The sequence below is a fragment of the Pseudomonas silensiensis genome (assembly GCF_050434865.1).
Classification (GTDB): domain Bacteria; phylum Pseudomonadota; class Gammaproteobacteria; order Pseudomonadales; family Pseudomonadaceae; genus Aquipseudomonas; species Aquipseudomonas fluorescens_W.
The window spans coordinates 1-18,558 of record NZ_JBNDJH010000012.1; the positions used below are offsets into that span (position 1 = coordinate 1).

Annotated in this window: 12 protein-coding genes and 6 pseudogenes; 7 read left to right on the top strand and 11 right to left on the bottom strand. The window is 52.9% G+C overall.

The window, feature by feature from the left end; all coding sequences use genetic code 11:
* Positions 1-380: 380 nt before the first annotated feature.
* Positions 381-1,502 (bottom strand): hypothetical protein, encoded by a 1,122-nt coding sequence (locus QF010_RS17880; protein ID WP_156363890.1) that lies wholly within the window; start codon positions 1,500-1,502, stop codon positions 381-383.
* A gap of 85 nt (positions 1,503-1,587) precedes the next feature.
* Positions 1,588-1,821 (bottom strand): annotated as a pseudogene (locus QF010_RS17885) (Tn3 family transposase); the annotation flags it as partial.
* Positions 1,822-1,987: 166 nt separating this feature from the next.
* On the opposite strand from QF010_RS17885, the gene QF010_RS17890 reads away from it, so the two are divergent.
* Complete coding sequence (locus tag QF010_RS17890; RefSeq protein WP_156363891.1) at positions 1,988-3,223, top strand: hypothetical protein; 1,236 nt, start codon at positions 1,988-1,990, stop codon at positions 3,221-3,223.
* Between the two features lie 145 nt (positions 3,224-3,368).
* Positions 3,369-3,636: pseudogene (locus QF010_RS17895) on the top strand (Tn3 family transposase); the annotation flags it as partial.
* Positions 3,637-3,858: 222 nt separating this feature from the next.
* On the opposite strand, the pseudogene istA reads toward QF010_RS17895, so the two are convergent.
* The 6 genes and pseudogenes from istA to QF010_RS17925 form a co-directional block, all read right to left on the bottom strand.
* Positions 3,859-4,711, bottom strand: a pseudogene (gene istA, locus QF010_RS17900) (IS21 family transposase); the annotation flags it as partial.
* Between the two features lie 206 nt (positions 4,712-4,917).
* Positions 4,918-5,787: pseudogene (locus tag QF010_RS17905) on the bottom strand (AraC family transcriptional regulator).
* Positions 5,788-5,940: 153 nt separating this feature from the next.
* Positions 5,941-6,795: a hypothetical protein gene (locus tag QF010_RS17910; RefSeq protein WP_429512123.1), complete on the bottom strand. Its 855-nt coding sequence runs from the start codon at positions 6,793-6,795 to the stop codon at positions 5,941-5,943.
* A 441-nt stretch (positions 6,796-7,236) separates the two neighbouring features.
* Positions 7,237-7,437, bottom strand: a complete 201-nt coding sequence (locus tag QF010_RS17915) for a hypothetical protein (protein WP_156363892.1) — start codon at positions 7,435-7,437, stop codon at positions 7,237-7,239.
* A gap of 576 nt (positions 7,438-8,013) precedes the next feature.
* Positions 8,014-8,169 (bottom strand): hypothetical protein, encoded by a 156-nt coding sequence (locus tag QF010_RS17920; RefSeq protein WP_156363893.1) that lies wholly within the window; start codon positions 8,167-8,169, stop codon positions 8,014-8,016.
* A 2-nt stretch (positions 8,170-8,171) separates the two neighbouring features.
* Positions 8,172-9,224 (bottom strand): NADP-dependent oxidoreductase, encoded by a 1,053-nt coding sequence (locus QF010_RS17925; protein ID WP_033053908.1) that lies wholly within the window; start codon positions 9,222-9,224, stop codon positions 8,172-8,174.
* A gap of 182 nt (positions 9,225-9,406) precedes the next feature.
* Here QF010_RS17925 and QF010_RS17930 point away from each other — a divergent pair, with 182 nt between their 5' ends.
* The gene (locus QF010_RS17930; protein WP_033053909.1) at positions 9,407-10,039 is read left to right on the top strand and encodes a TetR/AcrR family transcriptional regulator; all 633 of its coding nucleotides are present in this window, start codon (positions 9,407-9,409) and stop codon (positions 10,037-10,039) included.
* Between the two features lie 195 nt (positions 10,040-10,234).
* Here QF010_RS17930 and QF010_RS17935 read toward each other — a convergent pair whose 3' ends face one another.
* Together QF010_RS17935 and QF010_RS17940 are read right to left on the bottom strand one after the other, a co-directional pair.
* Complete coding sequence (locus QF010_RS17935) at positions 10,235-11,260, bottom strand: MBL fold metallo-hydrolase (RefSeq protein ID WP_033053911.1); 1,026 nt, start codon at positions 11,258-11,260, stop codon at positions 10,235-10,237.
* A 366-nt stretch (positions 11,261-11,626) separates the two neighbouring features.
* Positions 11,627-12,193, bottom strand: coding sequence for a TetR/AcrR family transcriptional regulator (locus QF010_RS17940; RefSeq protein ID WP_033053912.1), 567 nt, complete (start codon positions 12,191-12,193; stop codon positions 11,627-11,629).
* A 593-nt stretch (positions 12,194-12,786) separates the two neighbouring features.
* Between QF010_RS17940 and QF010_RS17945 the strand changes: the two are divergent.
* The 4 genes and pseudogenes from QF010_RS17945 to QF010_RS17960 all read left to right on the top strand — a co-directional run.
* Positions 12,787-13,083, top strand: a pseudogene (locus tag QF010_RS17945) (hypothetical protein); the annotation flags it as partial.
* Positions 13,080-13,343 (top strand): IS66 family insertion sequence element accessory protein TnpB, encoded by a 264-nt coding sequence (gene tnpB / locus QF010_RS17950; protein ID WP_197281700.1) that lies wholly within the window; start codon positions 13,080-13,082, stop codon positions 13,341-13,343. The pseudogene QF010_RS17945 and the gene tnpB, both read left to right, overlap by 4 nt.
* A gap of 133 nt (positions 13,344-13,476) precedes the next feature.
* Positions 13,477-14,448, top strand: a pseudogene (gene tnpC / locus QF010_RS17955) (IS66 family transposase); the annotation flags it as partial.
* 526 nt (positions 14,449-14,974) lie between these two features.
* A complete protein-coding gene (locus QF010_RS17960; RefSeq protein WP_429533635.1) occupies positions 14,975-16,042 on the top strand; it encodes a hypothetical protein in 1,068 nt (355 codons plus the stop codon).
* Between the two features lie 969 nt (positions 16,043-17,011).
* Here the strand turns inward: QF010_RS17960 and QF010_RS17965 are convergent.
* Positions 17,012-18,277 carry a hydroxymethylglutaryl-CoA reductase gene (locus tag QF010_RS17965; protein ID WP_050482854.1) on the bottom strand — a complete coding sequence of 422 codons (1,266 nt, stop codon included), beginning with the start codon at positions 18,275-18,277 and terminating at the stop codon, positions 17,012-17,014.
* Between the last annotated feature and the right edge of the window lie 281 nt (positions 18,278-18,558).

The following is an 18,558-nucleotide window of genomic DNA, read 5'->3' on the forward strand; positions in this document are numbered from 1 at the left end:
GCGTATCGACACCTTGAGAAAAGGTTCGTGCTATAGGAATTGCCCAAGTCGTAGTAGAGATACGACTCACTGTCCTGCCGGGCGATGACGTCATGATCGATCTATACTGTCAACTTGAAGTCTTAGACCCTGTTCCGTCCATGCGCACCGATGAATTAGCTTGCTGATGTGGCATAGCCGCGAGGATGGATAGCTTTGCAGGACGGGATTTCTACCAAAACTAGCCCATGCCATTTGCAGATAATCTGATCTGAGAAATGGGATCCGAGCCCGCATGTTTTCAAACGCGAGCGACTACATCTACGCTCGCGGTTTGAGTGTCAGCGAAATCCAGGCGCACTGCAGGAAATGTACGGCACCTCCCAGCCTGATCTCGGCGATTACTGACGCACTCCGTAAAGGACAAAAGCTTGCTCCGCTGCCGGACGCGTGGCTAAGCGCAGCATAGCACCAGCGCTATGCCCCAGCGCCTGCAGGCGCGTTCCGTTGGCAAGGACAAAGGCTTGCTCCGCTGCGGGACGCGTGGCTAAGAACTGCGTCGCACCAACACTATGGCCCATTTCCTTCAGGGGCGCTCCGTTGGCAAGGACAAAGTCTTGCTCCGCTGCGGGACACGCGGCTAAGAAACGCATAACAACAGCTCTATACCCAAGCGCCTTCAGGCGCGCTCCGTTGGTAAGGACAAAGCTTTGCTGCGCTGCGGGACACGCGGCTAATTCCCGTATAGCAAAAGAGTTATGCCCCAACTCCTTCAGGCGCGCTCCGTTGGCAAGGACAAAGCCTTGCTCCGCTGCGGAACGCGTGCCTAAGAACTGCATATCAACAGCGCTATGCCCCATCGCCTCTAGGCTCTCTCCGTTCTGCACCAAAAAGCGCTGTCCGTCAGATAGCTGTCGGTCTGCTATGGCTTTCATGTGCCGATTGACGCCTCGCAGACTCACATTCACCCCGTTGTTGCGTTGGCCTGTCTGTTCGGCGATCTGTTGCAGGAGCTCGTTTGGAAGACTCAATAGAGAAGGTCGCGACCGGGCAATGCCCGCCGCCTCATCCCTCGGCTTGGGCAACGTCATCGACACCAGTTCTCCGGACGCCTTACGTAACCCCACGGCCAAAATGTCATATTCAGATTTTTCATTCAGCTTCGCCCGTACTACCAAGGTATTTTTATTTTCTTGCCTCCCATATTGAACAACGCCAGTAATACCAGTTTGTTGATGACCAGGCGATAGTTGCAAAAAATCACTCTGGATTAATTTTTTTACAAGCGTAGCAAGTTGTTTATCGCTTGCACGACCTTGACTCTCCATGGCGTTCAAAGACATAAATGAGTGATTGCTTAGATATGCAAGCGTTAGAGAACTCGCATGCAGGGATGGTGGCGTGTTCGCAGGCTCCGGTGTGCCCCCTTCAATATGGGTTGGTCCGACCTGCAAGTTAACTGAGACTCCGCCTCTAATGGGACCCATAAAATACTCCAGATGCAAAATATCAAAACGATGCATTGAGTGGCACGAATCTCCCTATCGGTTCCAATCCTGGATAAACTCTGAGTATGGGAAGGCCGCAGAATTCTGAAAAAATCGTACGCTAAGGTATTCCGGGCAACCGTAGCGGTTTGAACTTCCCGTCCTCCAGTCTGGGTTCTGCCGCCAGACGTAGTCGCCGGCCAGGTTGATGTGCTCCCCAGCCCAACCGCGACAGGTATTGCAATAGCTCGCCCTCCACCGGCCTGCCGATCTCGCTCAGGGAGTGGGTGGCGCGCTCCAGGCACATCGTATTCCACAGCACAATGGCCGCCGTTACAAGGTTGAGGCCTCTGGCGTCCGGGGAGCCGATGGCACTCGATGATCACGATACGCTTGAGCAGATACAGCGCGACCAGTGAACTGCCCACTTCGTCGTCCCAAGTGCGCTGCGATCAAATGGAACCGCGCAAGATTTCATACCACCCATGACTCAGTGTTAGCATCAATACTTGGGGAAGATAATGGATCCTATTAGAGGCTCAAGCGCCTACAATACTCAAGCCAGTTCAGCAAATCCTGCCGAAGCCGCGCAAACCGCGGCAGCACTGCATCCATCAGGGCATGCCCACCTGCTAACGTCGGCGATGTTGAGTCATCACACATTCGATGCGTTGAATGCCAAAGAGGCGCAAGGTAATAAAGAGGAACAGACCTTGGCTAGGTTTGCAAAAGAGGCTATTAGAAGTGGCCGGTTGCAGATTTCGCCCAATCAGCCCGAGAACGGGATCGCTCAATTTGGGATGCGGCGCAATCAGGATATATTAGTCATCCGAGCGAAGTTGAATGAACGGTCTGAGTATGACGTTCTGGGGGTAGGCTTTCGAAGGGGATCTGAGGCGCCTGCATCCATGACTTTGCCAAGCCCAAGCGCTGCGATGGCGCGCACGGCCCGGCAACCGTCTACCTTGTTAAGTCAGCAAGTTAGAGGCCGTCTTGAGCGCTCCGCCCACTCGCCCCATGATCAAGACGAACCTGATAGCAGTGATGACGAGCTTGTCCCAAATTTCGCAAGCCGAGTGCGGTCAAAAAATAACGCTTATCCGCCAGAACGTTGTACTACGCCAGATGAGCAGTCTTTATTAGAAAAGCAAAGGGCTTCGGATAAAAACAAAAACCCTGAAGATGCCAATAATTTCCAGGATGCTATCTTGGCCTATGTATCTGGTGACAAAGATGATGAGACGGTTGAATTTATTGCCTCCGAAATGAAAAATTTCGCAGTTGAATTATCGCCCATTCAAGGAAAGTATATTTTTCGAGGGATCGCTTGTTATGCGGAGAAAATGCCTGAGCTTACCAACTACAAAAACTGGGGCATGAATAAAAACCGAGAAGTTACGAAAGCGCTTATACACAGTGCAGAGTTTGCTCCTAATACGGCAGGTGACTACGGATTGGCTAGCATCACTACAGTCCAAGAAATTGCCAGTGAATTTGCAGCGTCTAGGCAACACGCTAACACGGACGATGGAAAAGCCTCGAACCAAGCCATCTTGAATATTTTGATTGATCCCTCTAATCCGCCAAGAGGTTACGTCTTGGACGAAAATTATCCTTTTGGGGAAAACGATATTTCTCTTCATGAAATTCAGTTATCTAAAGATAACAATGACTATCAGATTGTTAATGTAGATATTCAAGAGTCTGGCATGTCAAACATATTTATCTTGGCATCAGGTAAAAATCAAGCGGTTTAGGGTTCGATTATTTGCTACAAAATCTCATCGCGATGGGTCCCCAATCCCTGCCGACCATCTAGCCCATGAAGGCATCTTGCAGGGACAACGCATCGGTTACATCCAGGTCAGTAGCTTCGACCAGAACCCGGAACGCCAACTGGCGCTAATCGGCGGCATCCTAAACATAAGCACGTCCGCGCCCATTGGGATGACATCCTGCGCCGAGCCAGCTCGATCAAGCAGGGCACCATCACCGCCTCGCTGATGGTGCGCGAGCTCGGCAGCTATCCGCGCCAGAACGGCCTGGCCAGGGCGGTGTTCTTTAATCGCCTGGGCGAGATCAGGGATCGAAGCTTCGAGCAGCAGCGCTACCGTGCCAGCTGCCTCAACATGTAACGGCGGCGATCGTGCTGTGGAACACGGTGTACCTAAGAGCGCGCTACCCAGCGTCCTGAGCACAAAGATTGACTTAAATTCTGACCCCTAGATTTTTGGTTCATCATGGACGGTAGGCCGCCGGAAAATAGAGTTCTTTGAGCTCCGCCATAAGGTCACGCATTGCGAGCTTCCTCATCGGTCGTACCGAGCCGGTCGCAGCGTGCCCGTCACAACACGGCATCGAGCCCGGTGATGGGAACCGCAGCCAGTACCTACATCTTTACTCGGTCACCATGGGTGTGACGTATCAATCCGCGCTTGAGAAGCCGCAACGGCTTCGGCAGATTGGCAAACGGAGCGTCATTACGGCGCTCCCGGCTTGCGTTCGATCAGTGGGGAAGTGCTGCCAGTCAAAACTGACCTGATCTCGATCAAAGAGCGGCTCGTGACTGGCAATCATCGTTTCATCGGCGATCACAACCATGCGGGAGGGATACAGACGTTTCGCGCCATTCTCATCAGACAGGTGCTGGAGACGACACGGTGCGCTCGAAATAGCCGTCAAAATCAGTGGGCATTGGCATCATTTCCACCCGTTCCAGCTGACGTCCGCTACCGTCGCCCCGCTGTACTACGGACTAAGCAGCTCGCTCGAGAGCGCAAGGCAGCGTTGTCCGAGCCAGACATTCAGTTCTTCAAAGGTGTGGAACATGCAATCTTGAGCATCGAGCCAGATCCGTCGTCGGCTGTCTTGCGCGTTCTTTTCCACGATGTCTTTTTCCCAACTCAAGGCCACGTTGCAGAAGTCCGGATCGAACAGGTAGTGCGCGCAGACGACGGAAAACCGGGTATTGACCGTACGGTCGTTGCATTTGTTGAACTTATCGACAGCCGTTTTCATGTTGTCGTAGATGCCGCGAAGTGGCACTCCACCTAGCGCGCCAAACGAGCAGGTATTGCATCGAATAACATTTCGTGGCCTTGGCTGGGGTACGCAACCAACTAAAATGCACGACTAGCGCGCAGCTTCATATGGTAGATTTGGATGCGTCGGAACAGGCCGAAAATCAGAGGACCTTCTTCGCTCCAGTCGAACTGAAAGGCCTTACCGAGTGCAAACGTCAATGGCTGATGCGTTACTTGGTGCGCGCCTACAATGTGAAGCCCCATCGCAGCAAGCCGGACGCAGGAATTGAGATGACGCCTTTAAACCCAGACTTACCAGGTCGACTACGCACATCGGATTAGTATTACTGACGTAGCCGTCGAGGCTTTCGGAAAGTTAGGTGCCCTGGCCCCTATGTTCACCTTGAATAAACTGGCTGCCACCACCGCTATTGCAGCGGAATATAGATATCAGTTTGCCATTGATCCTGCGGTGTCTCGGGATAAACGCTCAGATACTCGAAGAACAACGTCTGGTCGCGACGTTCTTCCTTGCTAGCTGGAAGCCAGTCGCGGTAGATAGGATAGATAGTTTTGCCGACTTGATTCGGCGATCCCGAGTGTCGTACCACAACGCAGCGCCCGCCAGGAATGATGATCTCGCGCACACCGAACTCATTAGGCGATACTGCCTCGTGAGTCTCACCACAGATAGTGAAGCGGAATGCTTCCGGTGGCGTGATGTCCGGATTGCCATTGGGAATTCCGAAGGTTCGACTCGATGTCACGGGGGATTGTCCGCTCCACATGCGCCATTCGATGAACCTGCACACGCTCTCATCGAGAAGCCCGGCTGGGCCGCAATGTTCAAGCGCTGCGACCCGGACTTCGGGAAAGTCCACGATTCGTACCTTCATAATAATGCTCCTAGAAAAGTGAGGGGTTACGAACACCACATCACAGACCTTCCGTTTCGGTGTCAGACTGATGGCATTCGGCGTCACACCCATCGACCGTTTGAGCGCACAGCAACTGCCGAAGGACTTTCAATGCAGGCACCAGATTCGGCCCCAGAAACAAGTAATCTGTGAGATAGCCCCGGGTCATGTGCCGCCCGCTGCCGCCGCATGGATTTCACATATCCTACAATGGTCACGCCCACGTGCGTGGTGAATTACCGATGGAAGTGAATGCTGGAAAGCGCGCTACATGGCTCAACGTCTTTATCGACACAGATCACTTACGAAGTTGGCGTCGATACGGGCGAGCACGGCGTTGAAGTATTTTATGTAGCCGACGTTGCTCGACATGTCAGACACCGGGCAGAAGCTCTTGAAAATACGGTAAGCAATAAGATCGAACATGCCGGCGCGACTGACTCTAACTGCGTTTGCTCAAGGTGTGCATCATCTTTCAGATTACAATACCATTGCGAGTTAACGGTCCACTTCCGCCGCTGATCATATTTACGCTTATCCAGCGCGCTTTGGGTCATCGTCTGGCCCGAATTTTTTCGGGGCCTCCACCGTACTCCGCTTATTCAGCGCGTTTGGGTTCATCTCGCCCGAATTTCTTGGGTCCTCCACCCGCCGTGCAACGTGCCCTCGCTTATTACTCAAGTTACGGGAGATCGTCTTTCCCGGATTATCAGGGTCCGGCACCCGCTGCCGATCATACCTGCGCTTATTCAGCGTGACTTGGGTAGTCATCTTTCCGGGGTATTCCGGGTCCGGAATCTGCCCTTGACGCACTTCACTCACAGAAACATCCTGAGAATGGCTTCGACCTATCGATGCCTGCGTGAACTGACTTCGGGAGTAGAGAGCCGCCAAATGGCTAAATTGCTGATCACCACACATTCCGGATGGTTCATTGTTGCTCGTGACGGCAGGAGGAGAATCAGGCAGGTTGATGGATGCAGTTGCGCCAGATGAAGGCACATGAAAGTTGATGCCAATAATATCGTATTGGGACTGTTCGTTTAGTTTCGCGCGAACGGTTAAATTGCCAACCTGCCTCGCGCCCATTGTGCCTCTTGCGCTTGGTGCATCCACTTCTTGCTTATAGTGAGCTTCTGCTCCCTGGCTCGATTGAATTTGCAAAGCACCATCGGCGATACCATTACATACCAGCAATGCCAAAAGCTGGTCGGGTCCATTGGGCTGGGCTTCGATTTGTTTTAAAGCAAACTGAGTGTTAAGGCTCAGCCTGGCAGGCGAGAGAGCATTAGGGTGACTGTGCTCTGCCTGCGAGCCAGATGGCTCTGGCAGCTGACTGGCATTTACTGGCAGGATTCGGTACGAGGGGATACCTAAGTTAGAATTCATAGCTGCCTGTCGTGCTTTCCTGGTAATTTTGAATCGATATCAACGATCTCGATCCCTATGGGTGGTAAAAATGGCCTATAGGTTCCAAGCAGCAAAGAATTGACTTAAATTTTTGAAATAGTGCAAAGTCGAGTTAGTTGAAGATCGGTGCGAGTTTCGACTTGTAGAACCGACCGTATTGGTTTATCCAGTCCCGTAAGATAGGGTTGAAGCTGTCAGCCAACTCCTTGATCATCAACTGCGTCCACAGATGGGGCTTCCACAAGCCCGTTTTGACACCGTCTAGATTCCGTCGCGTCATCAGTCTGTTCACTGCGTTCAACTGCCTGAACCCACGTGACACTAGTTTCTCTGCTTTCCCGAATCGCTCACCACCAGCATGCTGAACATGCTCGCACCATCGAGCCGTTTGATCCGCGTGCCTGATGTTGTCCAAAATTGTCACGACGCTGGCGGATCTAATGCTTCCTGCTGCTTGGCCTTGACCTGTTTCGGATAGTCAACCGGCACCACATTGCGGTGAAGACCATTGCTCTCAAAAAATACCTGTAAAGCAGTCGTAATGATCGGCTTCGGAACAAGCGTTAATTTAGGTCCACAACTACTGTGGCGCCAGCCCTCATCAGTTAATTTAGAGCCCACTCAGCATCCAAAGCTGCTCAGGGAAATAAAGGCCAGGAGAGACCAGAGGATGGCCTTCAAGACCCAGAGCTGTAGACAACGACATCATGATGCTTAAGCCGATCAGCATGGCTTGCCGTGAATTCAATCGTCGAACGGCGCTGTCTGGGGCTAACGCTAGTCTCCCCTCAATCTCCAGGATTACCTCAGTTGAGGTGGGGCCGCCCTGCCGGCGGCTGGAAGAGACATCAATCGCAGATCAAAGCGCACGCCTTGGGCGCCTGTGGCCGCTTGGCGGGAGACAATATCATAGAGCTCGAATGCATCGGCTTTAAGCAATCGACCATCAATTGCTTCGACGCTTATCTGTGCCGAATGGCCAGCTAACTATACTCGCCGCCTCCCCCCTCGAAAGCCAGAGAGACGGAGACGCCTCCCCGCTCCATATCCCCCATTGCAGCGGGAACAAAATGCCAAGACTGGCAAGCACGACCAAGGACGCGTCAGGACGAAGAGCGAAGTGCGCAATCTCGCCACCTATTTCGACCAGCCAGTTGCCGATGCTCAAATAGGGGATGCGTGAATCTTAGGCAAAAATCATGCCATAACGACTTTCATCAGGCGTCGCCATGACGACAGATGAGACCAAAACGAAGACCCAAGCCCAAGCGTCGCAAGCGCCAATACAATGCCTTCGCGGATACCATGCAACGCTCCGGTGACCAAGCCGAGTTTATCAGTAAGCTTACTCATCATTATTCTCCTCTGCGCGTAGTGGTGTTTTTCGGGAGGATCACTCTGGCAATCAGTTTGCCGTTGTTGCGGCCATCAAAAAGTTTTAGAAAAGCGCCTGGAATGCTCTCAAATCCCTCCACAAAGTCCTCGCTATATTTGATTTTTCCTTGGGATACAAGCGGAGCAAGTTCAGCAAGGAATTCTGGGTAGCTGCCAAAATGGTTCTGGAGAGCAAAGCCACGAATCACAATAAACCGGTAGAGAAAGGCCTTTAAAAGTTCAGGAAGCCTGTTCGGTCGGTCCGATGCTTCCGGAAATGCATACTGCGCGATCGTGCCGCAGATAACGATTTGGGCTTTCATATTGAAATACGGCATCAGCGCTTCAAATAAAGAGCCACCTACATTGTCGAAGAGTATATCGAGTCCGTTGGGTAGCACACGCGCAAGCTGGGCTGCAAAATCTGGCGACTTATAGTCCACCGCGTCGTCAAGACCGAGTTCATCTTTCAGGTAACGCACTTTCGCGGCTCCGCCGGCGATGCCGACCACGCGATGCCCCTGCAACTTGGCTAGTTGCGCCGCGACCGAACCGACTGATCCAGCTGCAGCGGTGACGACGAAAGTTCCGCCCGGTTTTGGATCCAGGAATTTGTTGACGCCGACCCAAGCGGTGAGACCAGTGTGTCCAAGCACGCCAAGTGCTGTTGAAAGCGGTGCAGCTTCAGCATCGATCTTTTGAAGATCGGCACCATTGGAAAGTGCATATTCTTGCCAGCCAGACCAACTGACCACATGATCGCCAACAGCGAAGTCTTCGTTTCTGCTCTGTTCAATGACGGCTACCGTCGGGCCTGACATTGGCTGACCGATATCGATCGGCGGCAGTTCGCTGGAAGCATTTCCCATCAGACTGCGTTGATAAGGATCTAGCGAAATCAACATATTTCTAATCAATACCTCGCCTTCACCTGGCGACGGCATGGCCTGTGAAACAAGGTTGAAATCACCTCGCGTGGCGTTCCCATTGGGTCGTGTGGCAATGACGATCTGGCGATTCAGCGAATGTTTCATTGTGGCCTCTTACATTGCATTCAGGTGGATCACATGCAGATGAAAACGCTGGGCTAGCAGATATGCTGACCAGTGCCCCTGTGGTGCTATATTTATGTATCGATCGACACAAAATCTATGAGCATTGCCGTCAGATGTCAATAGAATTAATATAACAATCGACACAGAAATCAGGAGGTCCAATGAATGAGGACGCTACGCAAAAATCTCGCCTGCGCGGACGGCCACGTGCGTTCGACCGGGCCGCGGCTTTAGCGCAAGCCACCCGCTTGTTCTGGGAAAAGGGTTATGAAGCGACTTCCGTGGCTGACCTCACAGGGGTAATGGGCATAGGTTCGCCTAGCCTTTACGCCGCTTTTGGCTCGAAAAAAGCGCTTTATGGCGAAGCACTAGATTATTACCGTGACAACTATGAGGCTCTCGTCTGGGGCAAGTTCTTCTCAAAAAACACCGCTCGAGAAGCAATCGAATGCTTTTTTCTGGATTCAGCTGCGGCTCTGACTGGGTGTCTTGTCGATATTCCCCGTGGTTGCATGGTGACGCTCTCAGCTGTCGGCAGTGAAGGTCACTCAGATCTGGGTCATCTTGTGCGGTCTGCCCGTGAAGTCACATTGGCTCGCCTGACGGCACGACTCGATCGCGCCGTTGAGGAAACAGAGATTCCCGCCTCAGTTGACGTTCACACACTAGCCCGATTTATACAGACGGTACAAAGCGGCATGTCTATCTTGGCGCGAGATGGCGCGGACTGCTCCGATCTTGAGAATGTAGCCGAAGTCGCGATGCTGGCCTTTGATGCGCGTATTGGCGCCTGATTACCATTAATCCCATGCGGAGGCTCCAATGAAGATCTTATCGAAGTCCGTTTTGCGAGATACCTTTCCTTAACACTGTGTCTACGGATATCACCCGAACTACGGCGATCTCTGAACTCCCCCTCACCTCGCCCCACCATGAAGAAAGTCGACAGCGGTATTTCAATGAAAGGCGGTTCCGGAACTGTTGCGGGTTTACTTCACATTCCGCCACCACTGGCTACCGGCATGGGGATACTTCAGATCGAGTGGCTCACCCATTTCGGGCGTCGCTATCGCCACTCCGTGCAAGCTAGCCAATGCAGTGATGCGTTCGAACGGCTCCTGCCAGGGGTGCAGGCCAAGATCAAAGGTGCCGTTATGGACCGGTACCAGCCAAGCGCTTTTAAGGTCCAGAAACGCCTGTATCGTTTCCTCCGGTTGCATATGGACGTCCGCCCATTGTGTGTCATAGGCGCCAGTTTCCAGCAGTGCAATATTGAACGGCCCGTACTTGTCGCCTATTTCCTTAAATCCCTGAAAATATCCAGTGTCGCCACTGAAGAAAACCCGCAGGCTATCATGCAGTATCACCCAGGATGCCCAAAGTGTCGCGTTGCCGTCCCTGATACCGCGACCGGAAAAGTGCTGAGCTGGCGTTGCAACGAAAACTACCCCGTCAAGATTGCCTTCCTGCCACCAGTCGAACTGGCGCACCTTACTCCTGTTGACGCCCCAATCGATCAGGCGATCACCAACACCCAGAGGAGTTAAGAAATAACGGGTCTTCTTCGCCAGCGCGAGAATGGTGGCATGGTCGAGATGGTCATAATGGTCGTGTGAAAGAATCACGGCTTTAATCGGCGGCAGATCCTCAATTTTAATTGGCACCTCATGGAATCGCGCTGGTCCAGCCCACTGCACCGGCGAAGCACGCTCGGAGAACACCGGATCGGTCAAGTAAAACTCACCAGCCAGTTTGATCAACATGGTCGAATGGCCGAGGCGGTAAAGCGTACTGTCAGGTGCGCCGAGCAGCATACTCTTAGTTAATGCCCGCACAGGGATCACGCGCGCAGGAACGGTGTTGGCTGGCTTGTTGAAAGTGAAAGCCCACCCGATGCGTATCAGCTCGGCAAGGCTATGTTTTTGCATGGCGACCGGGTTGCGGAACTTACTATCTTTAAACTGCGGAGAAGACTGGCTGGCGCACGACGATGGCACGGCGGTGCTGGGAGACATGATTGATACCGTTATGAGAGAAACAGCTGAAAAATGATGAGCATCGTTAAACGGTCCGTTGATCTAATCAGATGAAACTCCCGACACCATAAACCGATGCCTGCATTGAGACTTGGAACTGAGTAGGGGTAAGCAATTAGCGTTGATCGGATTTAATGGATGCCTTTTTTTTGATCGCCACTTCCCGCAACGCCGTCTTAGCGCTAAGCAGCGATTGCTCGCATTAAGGTGGCGTAGTAATCATGTCGCCAGTGAGACGCCCTTCACTTCTGTAGCGTGAGCGGCCGAAACCGACAGTGCTATGTTTACAGTGCTATGTTTCATGCTAATAATGCTTGCCCAGTCACTCTTCTAAATGACGGAAAATTACGCAACGATACGCCACAGTGCTTCGAAACCGGTGGAAGCGTGCTTCTCCGCGTTAGCCATATCTGATGCCATATAATTAGTTGTCACATCGACCAGGGCCATAACGAGCGAGCCGACATACATCAGTGGCGCATCACGCATTGGCCCATAAGCACGACTGCGGTCTAGGAGTTCAGCGACACCACTATAGAACCGGCTTGCCGCCTCGTGGCTCGCCTGTGTCACGTCGTGAGAGACACCCAAGTACGCAATTGCCCTACGCTCCTGTGGGTGAGAAAGAGTCCAATGCAGCCATCTATTCCAAACATGAAGCATTTGATCACGCACGCTAGCCTCAGTCGGAAGATCTGTTGTTGTCGCTTTTGCCATATCTGCTTTCAACTGCAGATAAAGTTCATTCAGCAGGTCGGACTTAGTCTCGAAGTAAGTAAATAATGCGCCGTTCGAGACCCCTGCTTCCTTCGCGATCATTGCCGTTGGAGCGCTCAACCCCTTCGCGGCGATGGTCTTGATCGCCGCAGACATGATCGCGTTGCGCTTAGTATCACTTCTTGGTCGTGCCATCGGTGGTCCCCTACGTTAATAGCAACAGTATAGAAGAGTGACTGGTCGGTCAATGGAAGAAAACGCCCCTTCTAACAAAAGCAACTTCTGGTTATCGGCATATGGCCTTCCTGAAGCCACTCAATAGCTTCAAGTTTCCTGGCACCGCGAGGTAATTGAAATAACCATTCACCACCCGAGTGAGCCACGGCCCTTGAGCCCGGACGAGCCAATGCCGTCGGTGCTTCAGCTCATCCCGAATAGCCAAGCGTCGCACGCATTCGCTTCTTGACCGTCAGGCGCAGTACTTGAAAGCCGTGCCGACTGGATCAAACGCATGATCGCAGCCGCACGTTTGCAGCTGCGTAACGAGCCCGCGAATAGCCAGTTAGAATGCCCGAGAGGGCCGGATTTGATTGTCGGGTAGCCGCCTCAAGTCTTGGCTCTACAGTAGAGACTGCCTTCAGCCATCCCGTCCCTCCCGCGACCAGCCACAACGTAAGGAGCCGGCGAACACACCTTCCGAGCCCGGCCGATAAGGGCGTGTCCGCGTATTTTAAGCGGGCGCAATTACCCTTAATGCCAGGATCGCCATGCGCTAACGTAAGTCCTACCCGACCCCCTTCAAAACCAAAGTCGCCCAAGAGTGCGAACAACCCGGTGTTTCCGCGGCGGCTATTGCGATGAGGCACTGTATCACCGCCAATGTCGTTCGCCGGTGGATACCGCTTTACCGCGATCAGCAGGCAGTCGTGCTGCCAGCTTTCATTCCTTTGGAAGTCGAACCAAAACGAAAAGCTGAAGCATTGACAATCATTGAATTACCGCTTGGCCAGCAAACGTTCACGGTGAAGTTGCCATCCTCAGATCCCGAGGGATGCGCCCGCTTCATCCGAGGACTCGCTCAATGATACGCATCGATTCTATCTGGCTCGCCACCGAGCCGATGGACATGCGTGCAGGCACCGAGACCGCATTAGCCAGCGTTATCGCGGTGTTCGGTGCGGCAAAGCCGCACTGCGCCTATCTGTTCGCCAACCGCCGCGCCACTGGCATGAAAATTCTGGTGCATGACGGGTTTGGCATTTGGCTGGCGGCTCGCCGGCTGAACCAAGGCAAGTTTCACTGGCCAGGGATTCGGCATGGCTCTGAAATGGAGTTGGATGCCTAGCAACTTCAAGCCTTGGTGCTGGGCCTGCCATGGCAACGAGTGGGTTCCGACAGCGCGATCACACTGCTTTAAAAGCCACCATTAGCCTATTGGTCTATCGCTGTGAATTGCCTGCGCTGGCAAAATCCGCAGCATAACTTCTTCGCCCAATCTCAACCAAATTTCCCCCGACCAACTTCGTGCCTTTGCAGCGCATTTGCTGTCGCAGGTCGACACTATGGGCAAGAAGATCAACCGAGACCAAACGGTGATCGAGAAGCTGACCTTCGAGATCGCACAACTCAAGCGCTTAAAGTTTGCCACGCGCAGCGAGCAGTTGAATCCGCAGCAGGCCAGCTTGCTCGATGACTTAATCGATACCGATATCGCGGCGATTGAAGCAAAACTTCATGGCTTGCAAGCAGTGCCAGCGGCGACCGAAAAAAAGCAAAAACCTAAGCGCACCGCGTTGCCGGCAGAGTTGCCACGCACGTTGATCCATCACGAGCCCGACAATACTCACTGCCCGTGTGGCTGCGCAGTGAAACGCATCGGTGAAGACGTCAGCGAGAAGCTGGACTACACGCCCGGCGTATTTACAGTTGAAGGCCATGTCCGTGGCAAGTGGGTGTGCGATGACTGCGAAACGCTGATCCAGGCATCCGTTCCGGCGCAGGTCATCGACAAGGTTACCCTGAGCGCAGGGTTGCTGGCCCATGTCATGATCGCCAAGTTTGCTGACCACCTGCCTCTTTACCGCCAGGAATTGATTTTCGGTCGGGCTTGCTTGGCAACTCCGCGTTCAACCTTGGCTCAATGGGTTGGCGTTACTGGCGTGCAGTTGCAGCCTCTGGTCGATGCGCTGCGCGACGTAGTGCTCAGGCAGTTGGTCATCCACGCCAATGAAACACCGGTTCAGATGCCCGCTCCAGGCTCGAAGAAAACCCACCGCTCTTATGTTTGGGCCTACGCCACCAGCCAGTTCGGCAAAACGGCAGCGGTCCTCTACGATTTCAGCCCCAGCCGCGCCGGTGAGCATGCTCGTAACGTCCTGCAAGACTGGAAGGGTACCGTAGGTCGCGGGCGGCGATCATCTTATCATGGGTTTTCTCAGACCGGATGCTTGACAGCCTTCTAACCCTCAGTCTTAAACCTTATCTCCCTAAAACACCTTCGACGACTTAACACACAACTGAGCCGCGCAAGGTCTCAATCTGAACTGACCGCGAAGCCCCCTGCATAGGCATCCTAGTCAGATTTATATAAATGACGTTTATAACCGACAGTAACGCTATTTCATTTATTGCAGAAAATTCAAAATTTAAGTCGGTTTTTCCTGATTGGAACCTATAGGCCATTTTCACCACCCACTGGGATCGAGATCGTTGATATCGATTCAAAATTACCAGGAAAGCACGACAGGCAGCTATGAATTCTAACTTAGGTATCCCCTCGTACCGAATCCTGCCAGTAAATGCCAGTCAGCTGCCAGAGCCATCTGGCTCGCAGGCAGAGCACAGTCACCCTAATGCTCTCTCGCCTGCCAGGCTGAGCCTTAACACTCAGTTTGCTTTAAAACAAATCGAAGCCCAGCCCAATGGACCCGACCAGCTTTTGGCATTGCTGGTATGTAATGGTATCGCCGATGGTGCTTGCAAATTCAATCGAGCCAGGGAGCAGAAGCTCACTATAAGCAAGAAGTGGATGCACCAAGCGCAAGAGGCACAATGGGCGCGAGGCAGGTTGGCAATTTAACCGTTCGCGCGAAACTAAACGAACAGTCCCAATACGATATTATTGGCATCAACTTTCATGTGCCTTCATCTGGCGCAACTGCATCCATCAACCTGCCTGATTCTCCTCCTGCCGTCACGAGCAACAATGAACCATCCGGAATGTGTGGTGATCAGCAATTTAGCCATTTGGCGGCTCTCTCCTCCCGAAGTCAGTTCACGCAGGCATCGATAGGTCGAAGCAATTCTCAGGATGTTTCGCGAAAGCCCGTTCAAGCGGGGCACTTTGCCCCCTCCCCGACGTCCTTGGCGTCCTTATTGCCTTCACAGAGCTCTACTTCCTCTGTGAGTAAAGTGCGTCAAGGGCAGATTCCGGACCCGGAAAACCCCGGAAAGATGACTACCCAAGGCGCGCTGAATAAGCGCAGGTATGATCGGCAGCAGGTGCCGGACCCGGAAAATCCCGGAATGACGACTACCCAAGGCGTGCTGAATCATCGGAAATATGATCGGCCGCAGGTTCCGGACCCGGCCAATCCGGGACATACGATCTCCAAAGGAGCGCTGGATAACCGTAAGCTGGTCCCTGACCCGATAAATCTGGGACAGATGATTTCCCAAAGCATGCGGAGTCAGCGGAAGCTGGTGGAGGACCCGCAAAATCCAGGACAGATGATTTCCCGCAGTAAGCGGAGTCAGCAGACGCTGGTGGAGGACCCGCAAAATCCGGGACAGATGATTTCCCGCGGTAAGCGGAGTCGGCGGAAGCTGGTGGAAGACCCGCAAAATCCAGGACAGATGATTGCCCAAAACCTGCGGAGTCAGCAGAAGCTGGTGGAGGACCCGCAAAATCCAGGACAGATGATTTCCCAAAACGCGCGGAGTCAGCAGAAGTTGCTGCGGGACCCGGAAAATCCGGAACTGATGATTTCCCAAAGCACGAAGAGTCAGCGGAAGTATCTTCGGACGAAGAATCTGCCCAAGTAAACGGCTCAACGCCCGATTGAAGTAATTACGCAGGTGGTGCGCCTGCAACATGCAGCCGCTGCAGCCGCTGCTTCATTAATAGCATAGCGGTGGACTAGGAAGCCTGCGCAGGGGGCTTCGCGGTCAGTTCAGCATTGGGATGCTTACGCGGCTCAAGTGTGTGTTGAAGTCGTCGAAGGTGTTGTGTGGAAATAATGTTTAAGACCGCGGATTAGAAGGCTGTCAAGCATCCGGTCTGAGAGAGACCTGACATGACGGGCGATGATCGCCGTGTCGCGACCTACGGTATAGCGAGCACAAGGGCGCTTGCTATAAACGCGTTCGCGACGACTCGACCTGCCTCCGCTGAGGATGCGCTCGCCAGTGATAGCGACGTAACCAAGCATCTCGGTAATGGTTGACGATGGTTCGGGATTTCAATTCCGGACAACTCAATTATTTCATTTTCGTGTCTGGAATCCCTCTCAGAGCACACAATACTTCAGACACAAGGCCGTGAGTCAATCCACTGCAATTCTCCAGCGTCGGTGTGCCTGGCCTTCTGTACCGTAAGGAATCTATCACCAATGCTAACGCGTACTCCCTAAGTCAGCCCGCCCCACACGCTGTTGTGCCAGACACAATATCCGCCCCATTTCGACTCCAATGACATCGACACCAGAGCCACTCGAGAATCGTATAGTTCGTACCCTCCCCCGCGTTTCTTACGAACAGCGATCCTTAAGGCAAATTCGACATCGCAGAGACAGCCATCGCCAGTATTGGGTTTTGGAAGCAGTGGAATAGAAACTGCTCATCTGGTTTCACGGACTGCCCACCGATGTCATTGACCAGGTCTTGCACGCCCCCTCCGCCGGACCTATCAAGCCCTCCAGTGAGACCAGTCCGCCTGCGTGGCTGTCTTAGATGTAAGCCATAACGAAAAATGCTCCGTATCTTTCGATACGGAGCATTTCCTTTAAGCACTGCTTAAGTTTTCGGTCGGTTTCTGCCAAGACGCTCATGCGCGTTTGCAAATTCGTCCGCTGCGAGGGCAGAAAGGGTTGATAGCTCCAAGGCCAGGCAGAAACTGGCAATGACCTCGGCAAAGGCCGCCGATTTTCCTGCACCCGCACAGCCCATCAATCGTAAGCACTCATGTTGCTCTGGCAATCCAGTTCCTCCACCGACGGTGCCTATGAGCAAGCTAGGCAGGACCAACGAAGCATAAATGGAATCATCTTCGTTCAGCTCGACAAATAACTGGCCTATAGATGATTCATGGACACTGGCAATATCTTGACCAGTCGCCGTGAAGATCGCCGCCACCGCATTCGCCACATTAATGTTCATACCCACCATTCCTGCTGATAACGCGCCAGAAGCGAGTTGCCGGTATCCACGGACCAGTTGTTGCGGTGTGACCCTGAGAACCCGACGTACCATTGATGCAGGTAACAGACAGTCTGCAACTACACGACTGCCACGACCACGAATGTAGGACTGATAGGTTACCTTCTTGTCGCTCGAGAGATTCGCTTCAAGTACATATGACGTTGGGCGGATACCATGTTTTTCGGCAATCTCTTTTTGTAACCACTGCACGGCGTTCCAAGTGCAAGTGGTGGTCATGTTCTGACCTGCGGCATCGCCGGTTTCGTAGATAAACTGTACGTGCACAGACCTCCCACTCACCTGCGGTTCAATGCTGCATAATACGGCGTGTCGCGAAGAGCTTTCCGCTTGGGCTTTCAACTCAGCAAAACTCTCGTTGACGATGCGCACGAACAACAATGCCTCTGTCATCGTCTTGAATTCGAACAGCGGTGCTCGGATCATCCGCTTTCCAAGGAAGGCCGCGTTGACGCCACCGGCCATAGAGATGACCTTCGCACCTCGAGCAATAGAGGCGATCAACGCTCCCTCAGAAGTCGCGAGTGGTGCATAGTAATGGCCGTTTGCGTTCTGGCCGTTAACTATCAACGGACCGGCCACGCCAAGCGGAATTTCGACCGACCCCACCAAGGACTCACAGTTGTTGCGGAGTTGATCGGCGCTGAACCTCATCTTTGCTACTTCGCTCAATTCGGTCCCTGTTTTCTTGAATAAGTACTCGATTCGTCGCTGTCTGGCCTCCTCCGTATAAAGACCACCACCAGGTACTCGATCAATACTTTTGCCACCAGGTACTCGCTCGATACCTTTGATTGTCGCGCTGTTGATTCTGGACTCCTCGAAATACTCTTCCGACGACATATTCAGTCTCCATATTCAATTAAGCACATTTAATAAGGCCAAATCGTCCGACAATGGTTCGCTTGGAGTCAAAGCTGTTGGTTCGACCGAGGGTGAGTAAAAAAGCACTTTCCCGTAGTTCAGAATTACAGTGATCCGTTGAAGCGCCAGAGTCGCCTGAATGAGAGGGAAGCGAAGCTTGCACAGTCGAGACGGGCTAGCGTTCTGGCGGATGGATCATGGCAAAGAAAGCTTTAATTGGATTCATAATGGATGGGCTTGCCTGTCTAAGATAAAAACTG